Here is a 21,927-nt window from a genome sequence, read left to right on the forward strand (position 1 = left end):
ATAAAAATTTATGAACATACATATTTCACACGGTCTACGGCTAAGTATTGCTGCCTGGTTATCCTTTTCAATCGCAATGTTGGCTGGCGTTGAGAACGCCTATTGGGCAGCGATGCCTGTATGGGTAATATCTCAACAGACTCGAGGGATGATGTTCCAGCGGGGTGTCTATCGTATAATAGGCACCCTTATTGGCGCATTACTTGGGCTTGCTATCCTCAAAATCACAAACCAGGCATGGATTATTATCGCTTTAATTTCTTTGACTATATTTATTACCATCTTTGCGATGCGAATCAGCCAGGGTACAAAAGGTTATGCACCACAAATGATGGCAGTGACCATAATTATAATCTTAGTCCCAGCATTAATGCTGAAGCATCATGCTTGGGAACTCGCGTTATCTCGCATTCAGTGTTCGTTCATCGGTGTCATCGTAGTTACAATTATCACAACACGTTTTACACAAACGACTCCAGATGAAGTTTGGCATAGTGGATTATTGAAATGGCGCTCCAATTTTTCACTTCATGATCCTGCTCAAAAACGTCATGATAAAATAAAAGCTTTACGCTTTGCATTATTAGCAAGCGCTGGTGTTTTGCTGTGCGCATGTTTTTTTTATCTGAGTGGTTGGGCTGCCGGAGAACTTGTTACGTTGGGAACATGCATATTTACAATGGCGTTAGCAAGCCTAAAAAAACCTTATGATATGGCCTTAAAAATGCTCATCGGAGTGGTTGTTGGCGTTTGTATAGCATTTCTTTACCGTTTTGCTGTTCAACCTTATTTTCTTAGTCCCCTACTCATCTCCTTGACTATTATACCATTTTTTCTGCTCGGTGGATTGTTAAGATGTTGGGTTAGGACAGCAGCTCCGGCTCTGGACGGAAACATGTGTTTTCTGCTAGCAAGCCAGGCTGGAATGTCTGCTGTACCGGTTAAAACGGCTATGAATGAATGTCTGGCTTTAATATTGGCCGTAGCACTGGTATCCAGCGTATATCGTCTGATACTTCGACCCGATGGCTAACATAACCATGTTCTCACAAATTCTGTTCGACGTGTGACCTGCACCCCGTTCATAAATGCATCGTAATGCTGGCAGTGCCTTCCTTCGTTATTAAAACAATTGCAAACTTCCGCGCTACGCTCAGAGCAAACATGTCTTCCCTGACTGCCTACTTCGTGCCGAAGCGGAATTTCCTAAGTCCGCTCTGTACTCATTTATGGGGGAGCAGGTCAATACGGATGGAAATCGAATAGACGTTGGACAGATTCTGAGGAAGTAATTAAGGGGAATTTGATGCACAAATCGGTCGCCAATAAATGGCGACCGACTTGTCAGGTAAAGAACTTTATACAACGACATGGTATAGCGGGATCTTTATCTGATTAACACGCAGTAATGTTATTAATACCTGTGATGACTCAATTGCGAACTTCCGCTGTTCACTCCAGGCAGACTGTCAGATTTTGTTGTGTTTTGAACACGATAATTGTCAAATCAGGTCTGACCTAATACATTTTATTAATGGCTGATCGCGGTGTCTGTATACGTAGCAGGTTTCAATACCACCTTAGCTTTTTCAGCATGGTCCTCTGAGGACGTTCCAGCAACGACGATATAATCCCCTGCCGCCACTTCCCATTGCTTATTCTTGGTTGAGTAATCAGCTAACAGGCGTGGTTCAACTGTGACGGCCACGCGTTTCTCTTCACCGGGGGCAAGTTCCACCTTGTCCCAACCCAGCAATCTCGTAGCAGGGCGTTTATTCACACTGTGCAGATAAAATTGCGGAACCACTTTCCCCTTTGTATCACCCACATTTTTGACAATCATGCTCAGCTGCAGCGGATTTGTAGAGTCAACATGCAATCCTTTGAAAGTGAATCTTGAGTATGAAAGGCCAAATCCGAACGGGAACAAGACTTTCTCATTTCGCTGCGCAAACCACCGGTAACCTACATCAGCACCTTCAATGTTGTAATCCACATTCACTTTAGCGTGATCAGAGAGACCAAACCCGACAATTTCGGGTCTTGGTAATTGCGCAAGGTTTTTGGGGAAAGTCACAGGCAGATGACCCGATGGATTAACAACGCCCGTAAGAATATTAGCAATAGCCGGACCACCTGCGGAGCCCGGATACCAGGCCTGAAGAACCGCTTTAGTTTTATTCAGCCAGGGCATACTAATGGCGCCACCCGTTTCCAGTACAACAGCAGTATGCGGGTTTGATTTCGTTACAGCTTCAATCATCGCATCCTGACCATCCGGTAATGACAAATCGAAGGCGTCATAACTTTCCATCATCCATTGCGTTGCGAATACAATAACGATATCGGCTTTTTTCGCTAATGCTGCCGCCTCAGCCGTATTACGGCCATCATTAAATGTAATGTTGCTTTTCGGTAAATTAGCCTTCAACGCCACAAGTGGGGATGACTTAAACCAAGTCTGATCCCGGAGTGAATTCAGCATTCCTTCTCCACCAGTATGAACCATCATTGGCGGCTCTCCTGGTGGGGTGACCTGTGATGACCCTGCCCCTGTCAGTACACCGATATCTGCATTGCCCCCAATCACGAGGATGTTTTGTTCCCTATCTTTTAAAGGAAGGAATCGGGACTCATTTCGCAACAATACCATTCCTTCTTCTGCCGCATGCTGGGCCTTTTCAGCATGATTTTTGTAATCAATCGGTGTGATGGTTGGAGGATGTTCAAATAAACCGCTATCAAAGAGGGAACGTAAGATCCTGCGGTTCATGTCATCCAGGCGAGTTGCATATTCAGGCTTATTTTTGGCTGCCTCTGCCAGGGGTTTGTCAAACCAGACATTTCCATAAAGCAGCTTATCCAACTGAGACCCCATTTCGATATCCAGTCCTTTGAGTGCGGCTCCTGCACTATGAACTGCACCCCAGTCTGACATTACAAATCCACGGTACTTCCAGTCATCCTTCAGTATTTTCTGCAACAGCTCCTCGTTTTCGCACGCATAGGTGCCATTTACTCGGTTATAGCCGCACATTACTGCGCCCGGTTGCCCTATCTCCATCGCGATTTTGAATGCTAACAGATCGCTTTCGCGCATCGCATCTTCCGCAATATCTGCACTCATCCCCTGGCGAGCAGTTTCCTGATCGTTCATTGCAAAATGCTTTATCGTAGAAAGAACATGCTGACTTTGTATGCCCCGAATACTGTTTCCCACCAGAATGCCTGCAAGTAACGGGTCTTCGCCGTAATACTCGAAATTTCGCCCATTGCGGGGGTCTCGAGCCAGGTTTATTCCTCCAGCAAGTAAGATATTGAATCCTTTACTCCAGGCTTCATTGCCGATGATCTGCCCGTTTTGATAACTTAATACAGAATCCCAGCTTGCCGCGCTCGATAACCCTGACGGCAAACCAGTAGCACCATCTTTTGGTCTGACATCCGCAGGATTGGTAACACCCAGGCTGGCATCGCTGACCTGCAAAGCTGGAATCCCCAGTTTGTTATCAGCTGGCACATAACCTGCAGAACCGATAGCTCCTGCTGGTACGGCAAATCCTAAAATAGGAAGCGCCATTTCACTGTGTACCCGGCGAATTTTTTCGTCCAGCGACATTGCTTTCACAAGCATTTCAGCACGTTGATCAGCATCAAGCGATTTGTTCATCCAGGGCTTATTTTTCCCTGTCTCCTCAGCATTAGCATACTGGCAGCAGGCAATAATAATTGCCAAAGTCAAAGGGGTAAATTTAATCATCCAACTGTCTCCTGCTAATTAGAAATCAATTTTCGTCTGTAAACCTATAACCCAGGCATTGGGCACGCAGTTAATCGCCCCCGGAGAGTGGTAATACTGGATGTTGGGTTGGAGTGTCAGCCATCCTGTTGCTTTAATTCGATAAAAAACTTCGACAGAAAGCTCTCCACTTCCTGGCGGCAAATAACGCGGATTCGAATAATCTGTTAATCCTGAAATCTCGTTCGCTATTATTCTATTTTGAGACCATCTGTCGTTAATTTTAATATAAGTAGAAGCCAGGCCGATAATATCATCAGGACGACTCTCAAACAGACCTGTATAATAGACTCCCGCACCATATGCATACTGGAGAACTGATGTGCTTTTATCGTTCATCTCACCATTAATGAAAGCTTTTAGCCCCTGCTTACTCTCACCGCCAGGCCCCGTTAATTGCTGGTCTAAATAGATCCACGCAGCACGCTTATTATTGTGTTGTTTATAACCCGCCGAAGGATTAAGCGCCTCGGCACCACCATTTTTACCTTCATAAACATCATCAGCAGTTACATTACTGTAAAAAGCCCCTATGAAGTAATTGCCGACCAGCTTATTTGGCCCCCAGTGAGGACGCCATCCCAGCAGTACAGGATATATTTCACCCTGGCCACCAGAGAAGGTCAGAGACATACCCTTATCATTTTTCGTTAACTCTGGGTTCTGTTGAAATACCCCTGCTCGAAGATAAACTTCCGGCGTAATATTCCAGGTAAGGTGTGCACCCCAGGAACCAATTGGCCAGCCGTACCAGATGGGGCTGATCCCCGGAACAGTGCCGCTGTTTAAAAGAGACTGGAATTCAGGATAGCTCGGAAAAAAATCGGCGGTGGGAGTCATTTTCCCAAAAGTAATCTGGAACATCTTGTCAGCAATGCCCTGCGTATATGTCAGGCGAGTAATACGGTTAACAGAACCATATCCCCATACCTCCTGGGTGAGGTTAGGTAATGTGCCTGAACGAGGATCGCTGGTCCTTTCAGTAGTAATCAGACGATGGTTATTGCGGTTTGTCAGGATGACATTGAGCTGGCCATCCACATCAGTCATTTTGCTCAGGTCATAACTGAACAAGGCTGTTGTTTGGTCAGATGTACCCACATCTGTACTGGTATCATATCCTCCAGCAACGTTTGCTGCCGTTTCATTAAGATATTGAAGACCGAAGTTAAATCCCTCTTTACTTAACTCCTCTCTCACGCCGTTCCAGTTGCCAAAAGCCCAGGGAGAATCCCAATCAAAAGCATCATAAGCTGAAGCCGGAAGGGTATAACAACCAGAAACAGCCAGCAGACTCGCTATTACCTTTTTACGCATTACCATTATTTCTACCCCGGTGTTGACGTTGTATTTTTTACTTTCTTCGTTGAGAAAGTTCCGGGGATTATTACAGCCAGCCACTACCCTCCATTGCACCTGGCTTATTGCCACCCATGCTCAAACTTACTGCAAGTGCTGTTGCACCTTTACGAAGCATGCAAATATGTGATGGGCCTCGTAATGGTGCAACGCCAGCAATGTGCATTATATACGCATGCATTTTGACGGAAGTTTTCAGATAAACTGATTGTTTTTACCGATTCCCTTGACCAGATTTACTGCCAGCGTAATCAGGGCATCTTTTTTGCAAAGTTTTTCTTAGTATATCTGGAATGGGGAATTAACATGTTGATCAGCACTCACACGCTTCCGCAATCACAGCGTTATGATTTCTGGCATCAAATAGTTTGTGAGCGATTTGTTACGCTGGATTTGACAATGGAAAGATCCTCACTGGCGAAAGGTATTCATGCTGAGTTACTCCATGACCGCGTCGCTGAAATAGATGTAATGAAATTGAATGCCTGTCGCCAGACCGTCTCCCGCAACAGCCGCCAGATCAGAATGGACAGACGTGATGATGAGTATTTCCTCTTCAGTTTACAACTGAAAGGAAATGGTTATCTTGAACAGGATGACAGATCTGCTCTAATTCAACCGGGGGATTTTATCCTTTTTGATAGCACACGCCCGTATCGTATGGGGTTTAATGATGATTTTGAGAAGCTGGTTCTGCGCATCCCACGCATGCTTTTAAAACAATACGTTACTGCACCGGAGAGATTGTGTGCATATAAAATATCTGGACAGCATGCCATGGGTTATCTGTTATCGAATTTTCTTACCTCATTAGAGCAACTTTCCGTTCTTCCGCTTGAGGCACAGTCAGGTGTATCTGGTGCAATTTTGCAAATGGTTGCCGGGGCACTGCAGAGCATGCCCCAGAACAATCAAACTCAGTTAACTTCTGTGAAGTCTTATCACCTGAAAAGAATCAAAAAACATATCGAGATGAATCTTGCTGAATCAGAACTCTCTGTTGCTACGATCGCATCAGACCTGGGCATGTCAGTTAGCTCTTTATATAGAATTTTTGAGGGTGAAGAAATGCCTTTAGCGCAATACATCTGGGTCAAACGCCTGGAATTTTGTTGCCGGGATCTGGAAAATATTGCTTTGAAAGATAAGCTGATCTCACAAATTGCTTTTGAATGGGGATTTACACACAGTACTCATTTTAGCCGTTCATTCAAAAAGCAGTTTGGCTTGTCACCTAAAGTTTATCGGGAGCAGTTTCTGGATGCGAGAAAATAAATTAATGGGCTGATTTACAGCCCATTAATTCTTTGATTAATTATTCTTTGATTATGTTTTCGACTGTTGCACCTATTGCCAGAATTTTCGCATCGTCTCCTGGGAGTCCATCGATTTCGATACCTACAGGCATATGGGTTTGCGCACCCAATCCCGCAGGAATACTTAAGCCGGGTAAACGGATATTACTTCCTGGGTCAGTATTATGAATCAGTTTTGCAAACTCGGCACCGGAACTGACTTTGTCATCGGCAAGAGGTGCAATTACAGGTGATGTTGGAAAAATGAGTCCGTCCAGGCGATTGTTAGCAAATGCTCTTTTATAAATGTTCAGCAGATGCGGCAAACCTTCTGTTACCGCTTTTTGGTGAACAACCTCCGCAGGAACAATACTGCCATTCGCATCAACTACTGTTTGTGGTATCAATGCGTGGTCGAAAATAGCTTTTACATCAGGGCTGGACACCTTGGCAGCTACCTGTTCGAAAGACACACCTGTTTGGTTATCGCTGAGATATTTAATCAGGTCGTGCTTTCCTTCATAAACCACAACAGGCAGAGAAACTGCAACGTTTGCCTGCTCAAGACCTGGCATTTCTGTAACAACGAGCTCAACACCTGCCTCTCTGAGCTTTTGCAAAGCACGGTGGGCATTCTCACTAACGTCTTTGTCGAGACCTTGCCAGAAATAAGGGCTAATACCTAAGCGTATGTGTTGCGGCTCTGCAGGGGGCAGAATCTCAGCTCCACTGATCACATGATCCATCAATGCAACATCAGCAACGGTATGCGCCATAGGGCCAGCTGTATCTCGCGTATGCGAAATTGGGGTTATCCCCTGCTGACTATAACGTCCAGTAGTTGGGCGAAATCCTACACAGCCATTCAATGCGCACGGCTGACGGACCGAAGCACCAGTATCGGTGCCCATTGCTATCGGTACCATACCTGCAGCAACAGCGACAGCACTTCCAGATGAGGAACCACCTGGAATACGGCTGGAATCATATGCATTGCGAACGCCAACGATTCCGGGCATGTGCATGGCGGTATTATAACCGGTAGCACTGACCTGCCCCCAGGATTAGATATAACGTTCAGTTAGTAATGTCGGTTGATTTACTCCCGTATTCTCCGTTTCGCCATCCCGCTGCAAACTCTGAAGGGGTCTGATAATTCAACGAAGAATGAGGCCGACATTCGTTATAGTCCTGCCGCCATGCGCTTATAATTTCTTTTGCATGAACAACATCGTGGAACCAGTGCTCATTCAGGCATTCATCGCGAAAACGACCATTAAAACTCTCGATAAAGCCATTCTGTGTCGGCTTGCCCGGCTGAATAAGCCGCAGCTCAACATTATGTTCAAAGGCCCACTGATCCAGCGCACGGCAGGTAAACTCAGGCTCCTGATCTGTTCTTATCGTCGCCGGATAGCCACGAAACAGCGCAACGCTGTCCAGAATGCGTGATACCTGAACGCCTGTAATCCCGAAAGCAACGCTGATCGTCAGACACTCCTTCGTGAAATCATCAACGCAGGTCAGGCATTTAATCCGGCGACCACTGGCCAACGCATCCATGACAAAATCCATTGACCACGTCAGGTTCGGCGCATCCGGGCGAAGAAGCGGAAGCCGCTCAGTCGCCAGCCCCTTACGGCGCCGTCTGCGTTTTACGCCCAGGCCATTGAGATGATAAATGCGGTAGACCCGTTTGTCGTCTAATCAATCAATATCAGGATCAGATGGGTCTTTGTCGTCTTCGTAGTCATCTGTTGACGCTACAACATGTTGCAAGACATCGTCTTCATTCCTATGTGATTACCGCAGGGCTTTCACCCTGCAAAGCGAGTTTCGGAATTGAAGCGAATGACGAACTCAGTCTGATTTGATTATGATTCTCTGTCCGCTAATTTACTGCAATAACTCTTTCCTGATAATAAGTCCCTGATTTCCACATGCTTAACATCAATAACGTCAACTTTCTGGCCAATGCAACAACAACCTTTTTGTAGCTCATTCTGCGCCTGAGTTCATTTGCCCATATTGCCAGACCTGAATCAGTGCCGTAGCGGGTTAGCAGGCATGATGCGGCTTCGTAGATAAGTGTACGTGCCATTCGGTTGCCCTGCTTTGATATCCCGCCATTCCTGTCTATCTCACCGGATTGATATTTCCTGGGCGTTAATCCGAGAAAAGCACCGGCATCACTGACACGTCTGAAGCGTGATGGATCATCAATTGATGTTTTAAAACTCAATGCGGTCAGAGTCCCAACACCCGGAACAGACTGTAATATCTGGCATACAGGATCTTTTCGAGCGATTTTTTCCAGCATGTAGTTGAACTTCCTTATCTGCCCTGAGAGATGTTCCCAGCTATCCAGCAGCATCAGAATTACCGGTTTAACAGTTTCGAGTGAAGGCGATGACTCAATAACCGCACGTTCAAAGACGCTATTTTTACCGGGTGGAAGTACAACACCAAATGTTTTCAGGAGTCCGCGTATCTGATTAGTGACAACAACACGAAGTTGGACGAGTTTTTCCCGACTGGTAAGAATGAGCCGTTGCTGATGGCATTCAAGACTTTTAACATGCACTGGTTTATACCAGCCGGAAAGGACCAGCCGTGCAATGCCAAAAGCATCATTTGGGTCGGTTTTGTTCAACTGCATAGACAAAGCAGCATGTACGTGCCGGGCATGAATACAGTCAACGTCCAGGCCATAGCTTTTGAGAGAATGGTACAGCCAGACTGAAAGCGGTCCGGTTTCAAGTGCCACTTTTGATTTATCAAATCCTTCAGAAAAAAGATAATTAGCTATAACGGCAGGATGTGTCTCGACGTTCACCATCCGAATCTTGTTACCGTCAGGGTCTATAACGCAGATGCTTGTTTTCTTCTGAGAAACATCAAGTCCAACGAAGGTTTTCATGGCAATCACCTCGGATATCACAGACTGGGATCGTATTAAGATTACAGCATGTGGTTAACGCAAAGGCCTTCACGACACAGAAGCTGCCAGATACGCCGGTAACCGAAACGTCGGCGTTCCATTGCCAGTTCGGTGATACGTGCAGACAGATACGCATCAGTAGCCGGGCGGTGCGCATCATAACGGCAGGTTGACAGGGACAACAAGACCATAACGGTTATATCAGCGCTCATCAAACAAGCACGGGAATTGCCTGCTGAGCTTTATAAAACATTAACATGGGATCGTGGCGCTGAAATGACCAGCCACATTCGATTTACTGTAGCGACAGACATTCAGATTTATTTCTGTGATCCTCAATCCCCCTGGCAACGTGGCTCAAATGAAAATACGAACAGATTGCTCAGACAATATTTTCCAAAGGGACTGACTTATCGGTTCACAGCCAGCAAAGACTTAACAGTGTTGCCAGACAGCTCAACGAAAGGCCGAGAAAACGCTAGGCTATGAATCACCCGCAGAGCGGTTCAATAAGTGTGTTGCATCCATCGGTTGAACTCACAGCCAGAAGCGGCCACCAGGTAACAAGCTGACTGACTGTCGCTGCGGAAAGGAAATTGATAATATTCACCTGAATAATTGTGCGCGGGATTTTTAGGCACCACGCCCTTATTCTCAATAAAAGGATAAGTTTTCGTTGAGATTATTGTGGTCACGAATCCCCACACGCTACGCGCAACCGACGCCACCTTACGCGATCTTCATTGCTGCACTCAGCCGGGACGGTCGTGTGCCAAAGAAGCTGGCGCAATCAAAATCTCCTCGATCTGGCGAAGTAGTGGATCATCGTCATCGCGTCGGCTGATAAGTGACAGCCTAATAGTCGAATTGGTTGTCAGTGTCTTATAGATGACCTGAGGAAAATTCGGTAGCTGAAGTACTGAGGGCAAAACGCAGATGCCACGCCGCGCCTGAACAAGTGCCAGGACGGCGATCGGGTCGGATTTTGCGATAACTGTCTGGGGATGAAGTCCGATGAGACTTTTCACCACGGCAAGGCCCTCATCCTCGCTATTGGCAAATTCGATGAACACTTCGTTTTTGAGGTCTTCGAGTCCAATGACGGATTTGGCAGCAAGCGCATGACTGCTCGACATGCCCGCGACGACCGGCAATTCTGCCAGGTGATGCACCCGAAACGCCTGCCGGGCGTCGTCAAGAACCGGACCGAACACGAAGTCGACCTTATCGGCCTTAAGCCGCTCCTCCTGCTCCCATGGCTCGATTTGTTGCAGCAGCACGTCGACCTCCGGCATGGTAGCCTCGATCCGCGCGAGGGCCGATGCCAGAGTACCGGAATGAACCGCGCTGGCCGAATAGCCGATCCGTACGCGTCCCAATTGCCCCTTGCCCACACGCCGGGCCGCTTCGATCGCGCACGCGACATGTTCGAGCGCTAGATTAGCCTCTTCAAGGAATACCTTCCCCGCTTCGCTAAGGGCCACGCCTCGACGATTGCGATTCAGTAAGCGGCATCCAACGGTTTCCTCCAGGAGCTGCATTTGCTTGCTTAGCGCTGGCTGGACGATGTGCAGGCGCTTTGCAGCGCTGCCAAAATGCAGTTCCTCCGCCAGTACGACGAAAGATTTCAGGTGGCGCAGTTCCATTATCACCTCTGGGAATCACAGACGGAACCCAATGTCATTAGACATTATAAGTACCGACTTTTATTTTTGTCGACAGCGAACGACATCAAAGAAAGGATCGACTATGACCAAATCCAAACCGTCTCCAACAATCCTTCCAGCTCCCGTCGATACCCCCGAGTCTCACAGCCGCCGACGCTTCCTTATCACAGCGGGTGTCACGGGCGGGGTTCTCGTCGCCAGCCAGGTTGGTTTGCCATTCATGAAAAATCCTATTGGCTCGGCGCTTGCAGCGTCATTACAAAACGAGGTTCCCGTGTCCGAAAAGCTGCCTCTTCGCATCTATGGCAACGATGCTTACCCGACCTACTTCCGTCGCCCACTGCCTTTGGATGCACCCCGGGTGCGTTATCCCGGGTTCAAGCCCGGGTCGGAAGTCCTGCGCAAAGGAACCATTCGGCGAGAGGGCGCGATGCCGTTGCCCTGCGACATTCTGCTTGAGCGCGATGTCGCGGTCACACTTCGCGACGGTACAGTGATCTATACAGATGTTTTCCGTCCTGTCGGCGATGCAGTCCACCCGGCAATTCTCGCCTGGAGTCCGTATGGCAAGGAGATCGGCGGCCAGTGGCTGGACGAAATTCCAGAGCGCTACGGCGTCAAATTGGGCATGACATCCGAAATGATGAAATGGGAAGGTCCTGACCCGGCTTACTGGGTTGATGCGGGTTATGCCGTGATCAATCCCGACATCCGCGGCGCCTACCGTTCGGGCGGAAATATCGTCGGCTGGGGCCGGCAGACCGCCGAAGACGGCTGTGACGTGATTGCCTGGATAGCAAATCAAGGTTGGTCCAACGGTAAAGTGGGTATGGCTGGTAATAGCTGGCTGTGCGTTTCGCAGTGGTTTATCGCAGCTGAACAACCGCCGCACCTGGCTGCCATCGCGCCGTGGGAGGGGGCCACCGATATTGCCCGCGATGATTTCCTCCGCGGCGGTATCCCACGCACCGCGTTCCCGGAAGCCCTAATCCAAAGCTTTGCCGGTGAACACCTCCTGGAAGATATGCCGCGCATGGCTGCGACTGAACAGGATATGACGCCATACTGGGCAGACAAAGTCGCGCGCCTCGAGCGTATCGAAATCCCCGCCTATATCGTTGCCAGTTACGACAATGCCGCTCACACGCATGGAACGTTCGATGCGTGGCGCAGGATTTCATCCAGAGAGAAATGGCTGCGCGTTCATAACAAGCAGGAGTGGCCCGACTTCTATGATCCCGCTCACCAGGCCGAGCTTAAGCGCTTTTTCGACAGATATCTAAAAGGCGAGAACAACGGCTGGGAAGAAACTCCAAAGGTCCGTATCTCTATCCTCGATCCCGGGCATCAGGACGAGGTTAACCGTATTGTCGAGGCGTTTCCTCCAGCCGGTTATGAGCATATCAAGCTTCATCTCGTTAAGGAGTCCTCACTGTCAACTTCACCGTCCAGGAAACCAGGAGTCGTTTCTTACAAGGTTGAGGGGGGATCGGCCACCTTCTTGCTGCCGATCGATCATGAGGCGGAGCTTATTGGCTACAGCAAGCTCCGTTTGTATGTCGAAGCCGACGGGGCGGATGACATGGACCTGACTGTTCACTTAGAGAAGGTGGATTCTGCAGGGCAAGCGATCATTCGCGAGACATATCCCGGCGGCGCAGCACCAACCCGGACAGCGAGCTACCTGAGGGTTTCACGCCGTGCTCTGGACCCTGTCCGTTCAACTGAGATAGACCCTGTACTTCTTCTACAAAGTGAACAGCTGCTGTCACCCAGGGAAGTGGTACCTGTTGAGATAGGCATCTGGCCGTTGGCAATGAAGTTCCACCCTGGCGAGCAACTGAAACTCACCATCAAACCCTTCAGCAACGATCCGATCAACCTGCCTTTCGGTCTGGCGGCGATCGACCTGCCGAAGAACAGCTTTACGTTCGAACCCGGCACAAAGCCGGAGATGATCCATATGGCAGGCGGTGGACCGGCAACGATGCCGGCATGGGCCAAGTCCCAGGAAGTGATGCCGCCGTCCCGTAATAAGGGCGTTCATCGCATCCATTTCGGTGCGGACCGTGACAGTTATCTCCTTGTGCCGCTGAAGCTCCTTTGAACCAACAGGGCTGACGGGCACCATGCCTAAAGAAGAGAAATTGCAGATGACTCAGATTCTTAGTGAGCAATTAATCGGGGCGTGGCGCCTCGTAAGCTACATTGAACGGCCGCGGGACGGTTCTCCGCTGCGCCAACCCATGACCGACCGGCCTCAGGGACTGATCCTTTACACACCGGATGGCTACATGTCGGCACAACTTTGTTCTCCTGATCGCCCCCGTTTCGCATCCGGAGACTGGTTCGTCGCTTCTCCAGAGGAGTTTGAGGCAGAAGCAACCACATATATCGCCTACAGCGGGCCATGGGAACTTGGCGAGCAGGATGGGACGATCACTCACGGAATGGATGTGTCGCTTTTCCCAAACTGGTACGGCCAGCGACAACTTCGCCGGGTACGTATCGAAGGTGACCGTCTCTTCCTGTCTTCAGTCGAGCCAGTACGCTCTGGCGGTGTCGAAATCGATGCCACGCTGGAGTGGCAAAGAGTGACACCCTACAGCAAGGCATAGCAATCTGCTCAAACCTCGTCCACCACCTGATCCAACTATACGAAGAGGCACAGGTCCGGGGGCCTATCTACCGTAAGCGGTCCGTGGGGCGACCGCTTTACTGTAAGTATCCCTTTTAAACGAGCCATTCATTTTTAGCGATCTTCCGACATACTGATGATGTCCCTCTGGGGAGATCGCTATGCGTAAAGCTCTATTCACGGCCCCTCCCATCATCACTGTTTTGAAGTCTGTTGAAGCAGGACGCACCATAAAAGATATCTGCTGCGAAGCGCGGATACCTTAGAGTAATAATTCGACAATTAATGCCTGTTTTACAAATCAAGAATAAACCCTTCCTCCCGAAGAACCTTAATCACCCCACGAATCAGATATGAGTTAGAAAACTTCGCCGTATAGGAACGAGCCCCCTCTTCCACTGGCTGGAGCAGTCCCCGGTCAATTAACTTACCGAGCTGATAAGTCACCTGCGCTGGTTTTAGATCAGGTAAAACTTTACGAAGATCACCCGCTTTTATCGTCCCTAGCTCGACAGCACGTTTCAGCACTTTAGATTCCAGCGAGTTTATTAGCCCTCTTTCAGATGAAAAGTCGATCGCCGGATACAGTATTTTTGTACTCAAAAAAGCATGGTTTGTCAGTTGATCGACTTTCTTCAACTCAGATGAAATTCCCGAAAGTACATATAAACACCACTCTTCTAAGCCCTGCTCAGTTCCTTTATCCGCTAACGACAGCATGGCGTAATAACGCTCGCGATCGTTACAAAATACCGCTGTCGGATTAAGAACCCGTCCACCCGTCTGAACATTAAAACCATACTTGATCAATAACGCATAGGTCAGCAGTCTGACCGTTCTACCATTACCGTTGCCAAAGGGGTGTATCCAGCCGAAGCGGTGATGCGCCAGCGCAATCTTCATCAGATCATATTTTGGTTTATCAGCACGGTTAATAAAGGCGGTCAGTTCTGACATATAGTCAGGAACATGGATATGATCCGGCGGTAAATGGTCAGACTGAGCGATGCTGACGTTATGTTGTCGATAGGCACCGGGCGTTCTGTCGCCTTCCTGTTGCAACCCGACAACCGCCAGACTATGTAGCTCGCGGATAAAATATTCCGTTATCTCATCACCATTATTTAGATGCTCGTCGATAAATTCCATCGCGGCTTCAATATTGTTGATTTCTTTGAGCTGATCCGTCGAACTTTGGGTTCCTTCAACTTTGCTTTCAACATAGTCGGCAAGCGTCGTGTGGTTTCCTTCAATCCTTGCAGAGCCAAGACTTTCCAGCATGTGGAAAACAGCTTTCAACTGCGCAAACAGAATAGGGTGGACATCCGTTTCCAGCCGCAGGTGCCGGAGTAGCTCCAGTTCCGTCAGCGCATCGACTAAAGGGGAGTCAAAACTGGGGTTCAGGAGCGAGAGTTCAAAGTGATTAAATTGAGCCATGATATGTAGTTATCTCAAACCAAGCATGACGACATTTCAAAATGATAGCAAAAATATCAATATAATCCATAAATTATGGTTCACACCATTTTTTGGTTATCTCAAAAATCGCAAATCCAACATATCAAATCTACGTTCAAAAGATCTTCAACACAGAGAGGTATCGGCTGTTGCCTGCCTAGCGGTCATCAGGAACGGTCATCGTCAACAAAATACTTAACCTTCACTAATACCTGCATGTTGTTTCCTAATCCTCCTCTATCCCGCTAGCCTTTAATGCGAATTTTTATTATTCTTATTCAGCTTTTTCGGCGCATGATTCCAGGTCATATAAGAAGAGAGGTCAGGATGTTGTTCAGTATTTTTAGGGGTATCGTGTTACTCGGTTTATCTGTCATTAGCGGTGCCTCCATCGCCGCACAAGTGACGATCAATGACACCGCCGGGCGCAACGTGACCGTCGATGTACCGGTTAAACGCGCCATTCTGGGCTTTTACTTTGAAGACTACATGGCGGTCGGCGGTGATAAAGCCTTCGATCATGTCGTAGGTATCTCGCGCGAAGCCTGGCGTGGCAAGGTTCCGGCCAACTGGGAGATGTACGTGAAACATCGCCCTTCACTGGCAACGCTGCCCGATATTGGCGAAGTTGACTTGCATAACGTGTCAATTGAGAAGTTGATCAGCCTGAAACCCGATGTGGTGATCCTGGCGAGCTGGCAATATCAGGCGCTGAAAGCAGAAGTCGCCACCCTTGAGCAACTGCATATCCCTGTCGTCGTGGTGGATTACAACGCTCAGACGGTCGCTCTGCATGTGAAATCAACGCAAATATTTGGTCAACTGACGGGAAACACCGAACGTGCCAATGAGATAGCACACTTTTATCAAAGCAGCATCGAAACGGTAGAAGCACGTATCGCTGCGGCCCATAAACCTAAGCCCAAAGTGTATTTTGAATTCGGTAACCGTGGCCCGTCCGAATACTCCTTTACCTACGGTCAAAACATGTGGGGATCGATGCTGGATTTAGCCGGTGGCGATAATATTGCTGCACCCTATGTGAAATTGTGGGGAATAATGAACCCTGAGCAAGTGCTAAGCAGCAAACCAGACGCCGTGTTCTTCTCCGGTCGTGAGGACAACAAAGTCGCCGATGCAATGCTAATGGGCGTTGGTGTGAATAAAGCGGATGCTGAAGCAAAATTGCGTGGGTTCACTCAGCGCGCTGGCTGGGCTGATTTCCCCGCGGTGAAAAACCAGCAGGTGTTCGCGGTTTATCAGGGCGCGTCACGCACGCTGTCTGACTTTGCCATGGTGCAATTCATTGCCAAATCCCTCTACCCAGAGTTATTCAAAGATATCGATCCGGTCAAAAACTATCTCGACTATTACCGTAAATATCTGCCGGTGGTTCCGCAGGGTACCTTTGCCATTTCACTGGCAAAGCCCTGAGCCACAAACCGTTCTGACTTAGCAACACAAGAACGGTAAAAAAGCCCTCTTATGCTGCAACGTGCTTGCTTAACATCCCAGCCTTAAGGCCGGGATGTTCTGTTATAGCGCCAATGACAGCATCATTCGAGATAATCCCTCCCCGCCCTCTAAATGCTCGATTAATAATAGAACAGCAGTGATCTTCTCCCTGAAAACAGTGTCAGGCTAAACTGAAGTCTCCGGTCTTTCTTTCATCTCACAAAGAGGCACATCGGCCATGAAAAAGACCCGTTATACCGAAGAACAGATTGCATTTGCGCTAAAACAGGCAGAAACCGGCACTCGTGTGGGGGAAGTCTGTAGAAAGATGGGGATTTCTGAGGCCACTTTTTACAATTGAAAGAAGCCGTTGAATTTATCGATGAAGAACTGAAACCATTTCCACACTGATCATAAGATTAATATTACAAAGAAAACATATGCCTTTGCAGAAGGCGATTAAACAGTAGCAATTATCGAAATTAAAAACCGGCAGATAACTAAAGCAGAATCACAAATAAAAATTAAAATATTATTGCAACAAAAACATAGAAAAAAAATTAATCCACTAAAAATAATCAACAATTGAAAATTTAAAAAATACGAATGCAATGGAGGATGCCATCTATAATTAACTGGCATTGAAAAACTGAAAGGAAAAAACATGAAGAGAAATTATAAGCGAGTTAACTCTGTTGCTTGCATTATATCGCTGGGCGCGTTAATACTTAGTTCATCCGTAACGTTTGCCTGCACACGGCTAGTTTATCTGGGTGATAATAATGAAACGATCACCGCTCGCTCGATGGACTGGAAAAAAGATGTGGGAACAAACTTATGGGTATTCCCACGCGGGTTACATCGTTCTGGCGAAGCGGGACAGCACTCGCTTAAGTGGGTGTCTAAATATGGCAGCGTCATTGCATCAGCTTACGATATCTCGACAACAGATGGCATCAATGAAAAAGGGTTAGCCGCCAATTTGCTGTGGCTGGTAGAATCAAAATATCCCACTACTGCGCCTACCGCTGAAAAACCGGGGCTAAGTATCGCCACCTGGGCGCAATATGTGCTGGATAACTTCGCCACAGTCGATGAGGCGGTTCAGGCGCTAAAGCAGGATAAATTTACGCTGGTCACCGCCAATGTTCCTGACGAAGAACGGCTAGCAACGCTGCATTTGTCATTATCCGATGCATCCGGCGATAGTGCGATTATTGAATATATCGACGGCAAACAGGTCATTCACCATAGCCGGGAGTATCAGGTAATGACCAATTCGCCGGTTTTCAACCAGCAATTGGCGCTCAATGCCTACTGGAAAGATATAGGTGGAAGCGTCATGTTGCCGGGCACGAATCGGGCGGCGGATCGTTTTGTGCGCGCCTCATTCTATGTGGATAATATTGCCAAAAATGAAGGGCATGATAAAGCTTTAGCCAGTGCATTCAGTGTGATACGTAATGTTTCCGTTCCCTACGGTTATACTCTGAAGAATGAATCGGACAAACCGAATAAACTGGATAAATTGAATAAACTGGCTGGACCAAATGAACCTGATCAACCGAATATCGCCTCAACCCGGTGGCGTAGCGTAATTGATCATAAATCCATGCAATATTTCTTTGAATCGGCCTTATCTCCCAATATCTTTTGGGTCGACCTGAAAAAGATTGATTTCTCTCCACGTGATGGCAGCGCCATGAAACTGGATCTGGGGCCGAACCAAAGTACGATCTACTCCGGGCAGGTTTCAGAGCAATTTAAGAAAGCAGAGCCCTTCAAGTTCGCCGGAATATAAGGTATCACACCAGATTATCCCTTTTCTATGAAGGGATAATCATCTGGCGGATGATATATCAATAGCATGTCAGATAGCCAATTGGTATGAACCAGGAATATACCAGAAAGTATTTAGCGTGCTGGTCGGCGATAGCTGCCAACGCCACTAAGATACTTTTCCACCGATAACGCGAATTAACACGAGCAGTTTTACATCCTGAAGCCGCAAGAGAGAATCTCGCACTATTTTGATGAGGATATTATGCCGACATATTTCGCTGGATTTGATTCTTCTACATTCCCCGGTAATGAACTGATGGGCTGGTTCCAAGAAAATACCAACCTGACATGGTGTGGGTATTATCTTGCCGCAGCGCCGAGCCATGAAGATACGAGCTGGATGGGACAACGAGCAACCCTGCAGTCTGACGGCTGGGGATTAGCGCCAATATACGTTGGGCAGCAAGTCACCGGTCCGGGTTCTCATGAAGTAACGCCGTCGCAGGGTTCAGAAGACGGCCAACACACGGTGCAACTCATGGATAGCGAGGGCTTTCCCGCCAACAGTTGGGTCTATCTGGATCTCGAAAATGGCCCGCCTTACCCAACTGCGCAATCCGGCTATGTACAGGCGTGGGCAAGCGCGGTGCAAGCCGGAGGATATCTCGCAGGAATTTACTGCTCTCATGACCTGGCTGCCGCAGTACAACAACAATTACCTGCCAGCCGTATCTGGGCATTCAGGGTAAACACAGCCGAACAGGAACCCTTTCCTGGCACAGATTTTCCGACAGTAGCGCCGGATGGGTGTGGATATCCGGAAGCCACAATGTGGCAACTGCGACAAAACTGTGTAGTTACCGCTGGTGATGACACCTGTTCTCTGACGGTGGACCTCAGCAGCAGCACAGTTAAGGATCCTTCCTGCTAAAACAGGCAATAACTCATAAACCGTCCCTGTCATCAATCAGGTATGACATAAACCAATACAACCGGTAGGTTCAGATGTTTATGCAAAATTCATGTTTCAGCCGCTTTTTATCTGCTTTTTTCCGTCGGCACAGCCTGCTGGTCATGTTGATGGTCGGTCTGGTCTTGCCTGCGTTGGTACAGGCGGCAGAGACGAATACGACATCCCCTCTTCCCCCGGTGGCGATATCGTTGCCGCCGATTTCCAGCCCGGCCAGCGTATCCGGAATAGCCAGCTCCGGACAGTTGCTCCCACCAACACAGGTGAATCCATTGCCTTATATCGCCGTTAGTCCATTACCCAAAACTTTGACGTATTTGATTCTGGCCGGCATCACGCTGATATGGGTGTGCGCGCTTGGCGTGGTGACAAAAACACTGCGCAAAGATCAATGGAGTTTGAAGCATGCGCTTGAGGAGGAAGTCGAGCTACCCGCCGGCACGCCGCCGCCGGCATCCGGCGTCATGCCATTGATGGTAGCCAGTACCTCGAGGCTGATCGCGTTGATAGGAACTATCATTCTCGGGACGTTTTTTCTGGCGATTGGCTATTATGTGGTCTGGCAGCTCTGTAACGGTCAACCCATCCAGGATGCGCTCGATGCCTGGAGCTATTTTCTGGCTGGTACAACATTGTTCCTGCCCTACGGCTTTAACAAGGCATCGTCATTATTTAAGTAACCGAAAAAGCCATATGGATAGCACACACAGGCTGGCCCGGTAGCTATCTTGAATAATATTTTTAGGCTGTACCTTTAATGATGCGTTCCGCATTTCACCCTGAAAATAGCACGGCGGACTGAATTAGCGACACGAATAATTAAAGGGTACAGCCTGATATTGCCGGATTTCACGTCAATGAGGAAAGGTGGCCTTGACTGTCCACAATCCATTAGGCTGTTTTATTTTTTCCACTACGGCCCCTTCACTTTCAAAATCTTTTACTACTTCGTCAACCTGATCAGACGGGATATCGGTGAGTTCATTAACCGGATTCTGGTTCATAGCCGCTCCTTATTTAATAGGTATTTCTTCAACAGCCTTTTCCCTTGCAACCGAGTAAGTAGCACCTCTGATAAAAAAAGTAATTGAAACGCCCGTCAACCCATTGGCACTCATCCATGAAGTGATCTTTTTCTCATTCAACTTATTGATGTTATTACCATCAGGCTTCCAGAATTTACGAATCAAATCACCGGCATCATCCTGCTCATAAGACGATGAAATTATCGCGGCGTTCTCATTATCCGCTTTCGATTTCAGCACGCCAGCCTGTTTATTGACTTCACTAACCGCACCAATAATAGTGCCTGATTGGTAATACGCTTCTATATCCACCAGCCCTCTCATCAACGAATAATCCCTGACGCCTGATTTCATACCTGTTACGCCCAGCGCTAAAACCAGAGAGTCCGCACCAATGCTCAGCTTTTTATTTTCAACCAATAATCCATTGATAAACTGATTAAAATTAATATCTATCGCACGTATTCTGGCCGATAAGACTTCGTTTCTATATCTCTTCTTTTCATCATCATTTAGCTTTGCATTGTCTATCCCAATAACATCCTGCTCAAAGTAAGGTTTTAGCATTATCAGGTCATTTTTCACATCATATGACCGTTCCGGCATACCTGATATCGTAGAACATCCAGAGAGAATCAAGCCAGAAAAAACCAAAAAAAAGCATGCTTTTCATTCAGCCTCCATCCGTATTAATTAATTCACCCATAAATTATTTCATAACTATTGATAAAATTAAGACTGCATTTAAAACATTAGAAAGAAATATCCGATAAGTAATCAACAAATGAAATAAATTATGAGAGACTAGAAATAGTCATTACCTGCAATTATATTGCAATTGACACTCATGAAAAAACCATTTCAACAAGAATATTGTGGTTATTTCCATGCTGCTCTCAATAAAATAATATTACAACCAGCCGGAAAAATAACCTTCATAGAATACAATTAGTTACGCTACTAAAGTCTGACACCAACGTAAGTAAATAAAAGAAAATACAGCCAAATTTATTTGACCATCACAGATTCATGATATAGACATAAAAATAATCAAAATCCACCACCGGAATTATTGGAATAATCCACACGAAAACCAAAAATAAATTAAAAACCGTGTTCCTCATTGAGAAATAAGGGCAACAACAGCAATGAAAATTATCAATGTACTTGTTGTGGTAAATACCACCGGCACCCTCACGTCTGGAAATATTACCGGGTACGCCTATCTGGTGGATAGTAACGGTTTTTTGGGGTCCTGGGGAGAAGGCAGCGCAGCCTTGCATACCGTGGCTCAGAATGGCGACCAAATTCAATGGCACGTCGTGCCGGTAAGTCCGTGGGGTGATGTGACTATCACCGGTTTTTCCGGGCCGCTGGTGGAACAAGGCATTTGCCAGCCGCAAAAAGAAGCGGCGGACGGCAGCCCCTGGCTTGGCTGGGTGGAATCGCGAGGGCAGTTCTCATTCTTTTCCTATGAAGTGACCGTGTTGGTGGGAGAAAAAACCTTCTCCCTCAATGCCGCCATCGATGTGGTGTAA

The 21,927-nt window shown here is 47.6% G+C and carries 17 protein-coding genes and 4 pseudogenes; 11 read left to right on the forward strand and 10 right to left on the reverse strand.

The features are described 5' to 3' along the window. Positions 1-10: 10 nt before the first annotated feature. The gene (locus tag FGI04_RS14380; RefSeq protein ID WP_342699983.1) at positions 11-1,033 is read left to right on the forward strand and encodes an FUSC family protein; all 1,023 of its coding nucleotides are present in this window, start codon (positions 11-13) and stop codon (positions 1,031-1,033) included. A 498-nt stretch (positions 1,034-1,531) separates the two neighbouring features. Here FGI04_RS14380 and FGI04_RS14385 read toward each other — a convergent pair whose 3' ends face one another. Both FGI04_RS14385 and FGI04_RS14390 read right to left on the reverse strand, forming a co-directional pair. Continuing rightward, entirely contained in the window at positions 1,532-3,760 is a 2,229-nt protein-coding gene (locus FGI04_RS14385; protein ID WP_407336903.1) for a beta-glucosidase, read from the reverse strand. Positions 3,761-3,778: 18 nt separating this feature from the next. Continuing rightward, positions 3,779-5,200, reverse strand: a complete 1,422-nt coding sequence (locus FGI04_RS14390; RefSeq protein WP_407336904.1) for a carbohydrate porin — start codon at positions 5,198-5,200, stop codon at positions 3,779-3,781. A gap of 264 nt (positions 5,201-5,464) precedes the next feature. Between FGI04_RS14390 and feaR the strand changes: the two genes are divergently transcribed. Beyond that, positions 5,465-6,433, forward strand: a complete 969-nt coding sequence (feaR, locus tag FGI04_RS14395) for a transcriptional regulator FeaR (RefSeq protein ID WP_342699986.1) — start codon at positions 5,465-5,467, stop codon at positions 6,431-6,433. Between the two features lie 40 nt (positions 6,434-6,473). On the opposite strand, the gene FGI04_RS14400 is transcribed toward feaR, so the two are convergent. The 4 genes and pseudogenes from FGI04_RS14400 to FGI04_RS14415 all read right to left on the reverse strand — a co-directional run. Continuing rightward, the gene (locus tag FGI04_RS14400) at positions 6,474-7,478 is read right to left on the reverse strand and encodes an amidase family protein (protein WP_407336907.1); all 1,005 of its coding nucleotides are present in this window, start codon (positions 7,476-7,478) and stop codon (positions 6,474-6,476) included. 52 nt (positions 7,479-7,530) lie between these two features. Continuing rightward, a pseudogene (locus FGI04_RS14405) lies at positions 7,531-8,160 on the reverse strand (IS3 family transposase); the annotation flags it as partial. A gap of 184 nt (positions 8,161-8,344) precedes the next feature. Beyond that, on the reverse strand, positions 8,345-9,373 hold the full coding sequence (locus FGI04_RS14410) for an IS110 family RNA-guided transposase (RefSeq protein WP_407336696.1): 1,029 nt from the start codon (positions 9,371-9,373) through the stop codon (positions 8,345-8,347). Positions 9,374-9,423: 50 nt separating this feature from the next. Next, a pseudogene (locus FGI04_RS14415) lies at positions 9,424-9,576 on the reverse strand (IS3 family transposase); the annotation flags it as partial. Between FGI04_RS14415 and FGI04_RS14420 the strand changes: the two are divergent. Then, positions 9,569-9,929, forward strand: a pseudogene (locus FGI04_RS14420) (IS30 family transposase); the annotation flags it as partial. The pseudogenes FGI04_RS14415 and FGI04_RS14420 sit on opposite strands and share 8 nt — an antisense overlap. 217 nt (positions 9,930-10,146) lie before the next feature. Here FGI04_RS14420 and FGI04_RS14425 read toward each other — a convergent pair. Further along, on the reverse strand, positions 10,147-11,040 hold the full coding sequence (locus FGI04_RS14425; RefSeq protein WP_342699989.1) for a LysR family transcriptional regulator: 894 nt from the start codon (positions 11,038-11,040) through the stop codon (positions 10,147-10,149). Between the two features lie 103 nt (positions 11,041-11,143). On the opposite strand from FGI04_RS14425, the gene FGI04_RS14430 reads away from it, so the two are divergent. After that, positions 11,144-13,168 carry a CocE/NonD family hydrolase gene (locus FGI04_RS14430; protein WP_342699990.1) on the forward strand — a complete coding sequence of 675 codons (2,025 nt, stop codon included), beginning with the start codon at positions 11,144-11,146 and terminating at the stop codon, positions 13,166-13,168. Between the two features lie 22 nt (positions 13,169-13,190). Next, entirely contained in the window at positions 13,191-13,679 is a 489-nt protein-coding gene (locus tag FGI04_RS14435; RefSeq protein ID WP_342699991.1) for a lipocalin-like domain-containing protein, read from the forward strand. A 314-nt stretch (positions 13,680-13,993) separates the two neighbouring features. Here FGI04_RS14435 and FGI04_RS14440 read toward each other — a convergent pair whose 3' ends face one another. Further along, entirely contained in the window at positions 13,994-15,136 is a 1,143-nt protein-coding gene (locus FGI04_RS14440) for a Fic family protein (RefSeq protein WP_407336908.1), read from the reverse strand. 348 nt (positions 15,137-15,484) lie between these two features. On the opposite strand from FGI04_RS14440, the gene FGI04_RS14445 reads away from it, so the two are divergent. The 5 genes and pseudogenes from FGI04_RS14445 (at position 15,485) to FGI04_RS14465 (ending at position 20,044) form a co-directional block, all read left to right on the forward strand. Beyond that, complete coding sequence (locus FGI04_RS14445; RefSeq protein WP_407274661.1) at positions 15,485-16,591, forward strand: ABC transporter substrate-binding protein; 1,107 nt, start codon at positions 15,485-15,487, stop codon at positions 16,589-16,591. A gap of 259 nt (positions 16,592-16,850) precedes the next feature. After that, positions 16,851-16,970: pseudogene (locus tag FGI04_RS14450) on the forward strand (transposase); the annotation flags it as partial. Between the two features lie 306 nt (positions 16,971-17,276). Then, a complete protein-coding gene (locus FGI04_RS14455; RefSeq protein ID WP_407336909.1) occupies positions 17,277-18,413 on the forward strand; it encodes a bile salt hydrolase in 1,137 nt (378 codons plus the stop codon). A 243-nt stretch (positions 18,414-18,656) separates the two neighbouring features. Beyond that, a complete protein-coding gene (locus FGI04_RS14460; RefSeq protein WP_342699995.1) occupies positions 18,657-19,325 on the forward strand; it encodes a glycoside hydrolase domain-containing protein in 669 nt (222 codons plus the stop codon). A gap of 80 nt (positions 19,326-19,405) precedes the next feature. Continuing rightward, positions 19,406-20,044 (forward strand): hypothetical protein, encoded by a 639-nt coding sequence (locus FGI04_RS14465; RefSeq protein ID WP_407274658.1) that lies wholly within the window; start codon positions 19,406-19,408, stop codon positions 20,042-20,044. A gap of 174 nt (positions 20,045-20,218) precedes the next feature. Here FGI04_RS14465 and FGI04_RS14470 read toward each other — a convergent pair whose 3' ends face one another. Both FGI04_RS14470 and FGI04_RS14475 read right to left on the reverse strand, forming a co-directional pair. Continuing rightward, positions 20,219-20,368 carry a hypothetical protein gene (locus FGI04_RS14470; protein WP_342699997.1) on the reverse strand — a complete coding sequence of 50 codons (150 nt, stop codon included), beginning with the start codon at positions 20,366-20,368 and terminating at the stop codon, positions 20,219-20,221. Between the two features lie 9 nt (positions 20,369-20,377). Then, entirely contained in the window at positions 20,378-20,974 is a 597-nt protein-coding gene (locus FGI04_RS14475; RefSeq protein WP_407274657.1) for a hypothetical protein, read from the reverse strand. Between the two features lie 563 nt (positions 20,975-21,537). Between FGI04_RS14475 and makC the strand changes: the two genes are divergently transcribed. Further along, positions 21,538-21,927 carry an alpha-pore-forming tripartite toxin MakABE regulator gene (makC, locus tag FGI04_RS14480; RefSeq protein ID WP_407274656.1) on the forward strand — a complete coding sequence of 130 codons (390 nt, stop codon included), beginning with the start codon at positions 21,538-21,540 and terminating at the stop codon, positions 21,925-21,927.

Source organism: Dickeya ananatis, from assembly GCF_019464615.1.
GTDB lineage: Bacteria > Pseudomonadota > Gammaproteobacteria > Enterobacterales > Enterobacteriaceae > Dickeya > Dickeya oryzae.

Bases quoted from the DNA above. Each gene is read 5' to 3' on its own strand.
- feaR (WP_342699986.1), top strand. From the start codon at position 5,465: ATGTTGATCAGCACTCACACGCTTCCGCAATCACAGCGTTATGATTTC.
- FGI04_RS14440 (WP_407336908.1), bottom strand. From the start codon at position 15,136: ATGGCTCAATTTAATCACTTTGAACTCTCGCTCCTGAACCCCAGTTTT.
- FGI04_RS14385 (WP_407336903.1), bottom strand. From the start codon at position 3,760: ATGATTAAATTTACCCCTTTGACTTTGGCAATTATTATTGCCTGCTGC.
- FGI04_RS14400 (WP_407336907.1), bottom strand. From the start codon at position 7,478: ATGCACATGCCCGGAATCGTTGGCGTTCGCAATGCATATGATTCCAGC.
- FGI04_RS14445 (WP_407274661.1), top strand. From the start codon at position 15,485: ATGTTGTTCAGTATTTTTAGGGGTATCGTGTTACTCGGTTTATCTGTC.
- FGI04_RS14380 (WP_342699983.1), top strand. From the start codon at position 11: ATGAACATACATATTTCACACGGTCTACGGCTAAGTATTGCTGCCTGG.
- FGI04_RS14435 (WP_342699991.1), top strand. From the start codon at position 13,191: ATGCCTAAAGAAGAGAAATTGCAGATGACTCAGATTCTTAGTGAGCAA.
- FGI04_RS14470 (WP_342699997.1), bottom strand. From the start codon at position 20,368: ATGAACCAGAATCCGGTTAATGAACTCACCGATATCCCGTCTGATCAG.
- FGI04_RS14465 (WP_407274658.1), top strand. From the start codon at position 19,406: ATGCAAAATTCATGTTTCAGCCGCTTTTTATCTGCTTTTTTCCGTCGG.
- FGI04_RS14460 (WP_342699995.1), top strand. From the start codon at position 18,657: ATGCCGACATATTTCGCTGGATTTGATTCTTCTACATTCCCCGGTAAT.
- FGI04_RS14410 (WP_407336696.1), bottom strand. From the start codon at position 9,373: ATGAAAACCTTCGTTGGACTTGATGTTTCTCAGAAGAAAACAAGCATC.
- FGI04_RS14430 (WP_342699990.1), top strand. From the start codon at position 11,144: ATGACCAAATCCAAACCGTCTCCAACAATCCTTCCAGCTCCCGTCGAT.
- makC (WP_407274656.1), top strand. From the start codon at position 21,538: ATGAAAATTATCAATGTACTTGTTGTGGTAAATACCACCGGCACCCTC.
- FGI04_RS14425 (WP_342699989.1), bottom strand. From the start codon at position 11,040: ATGGAACTGCGCCACCTGAAATCTTTCGTCGTACTGGCGGAGGAACTG.
- FGI04_RS14455 (WP_407336909.1), top strand. From the start codon at position 17,277: ATGAAGAGAAATTATAAGCGAGTTAACTCTGTTGCTTGCATTATATCG.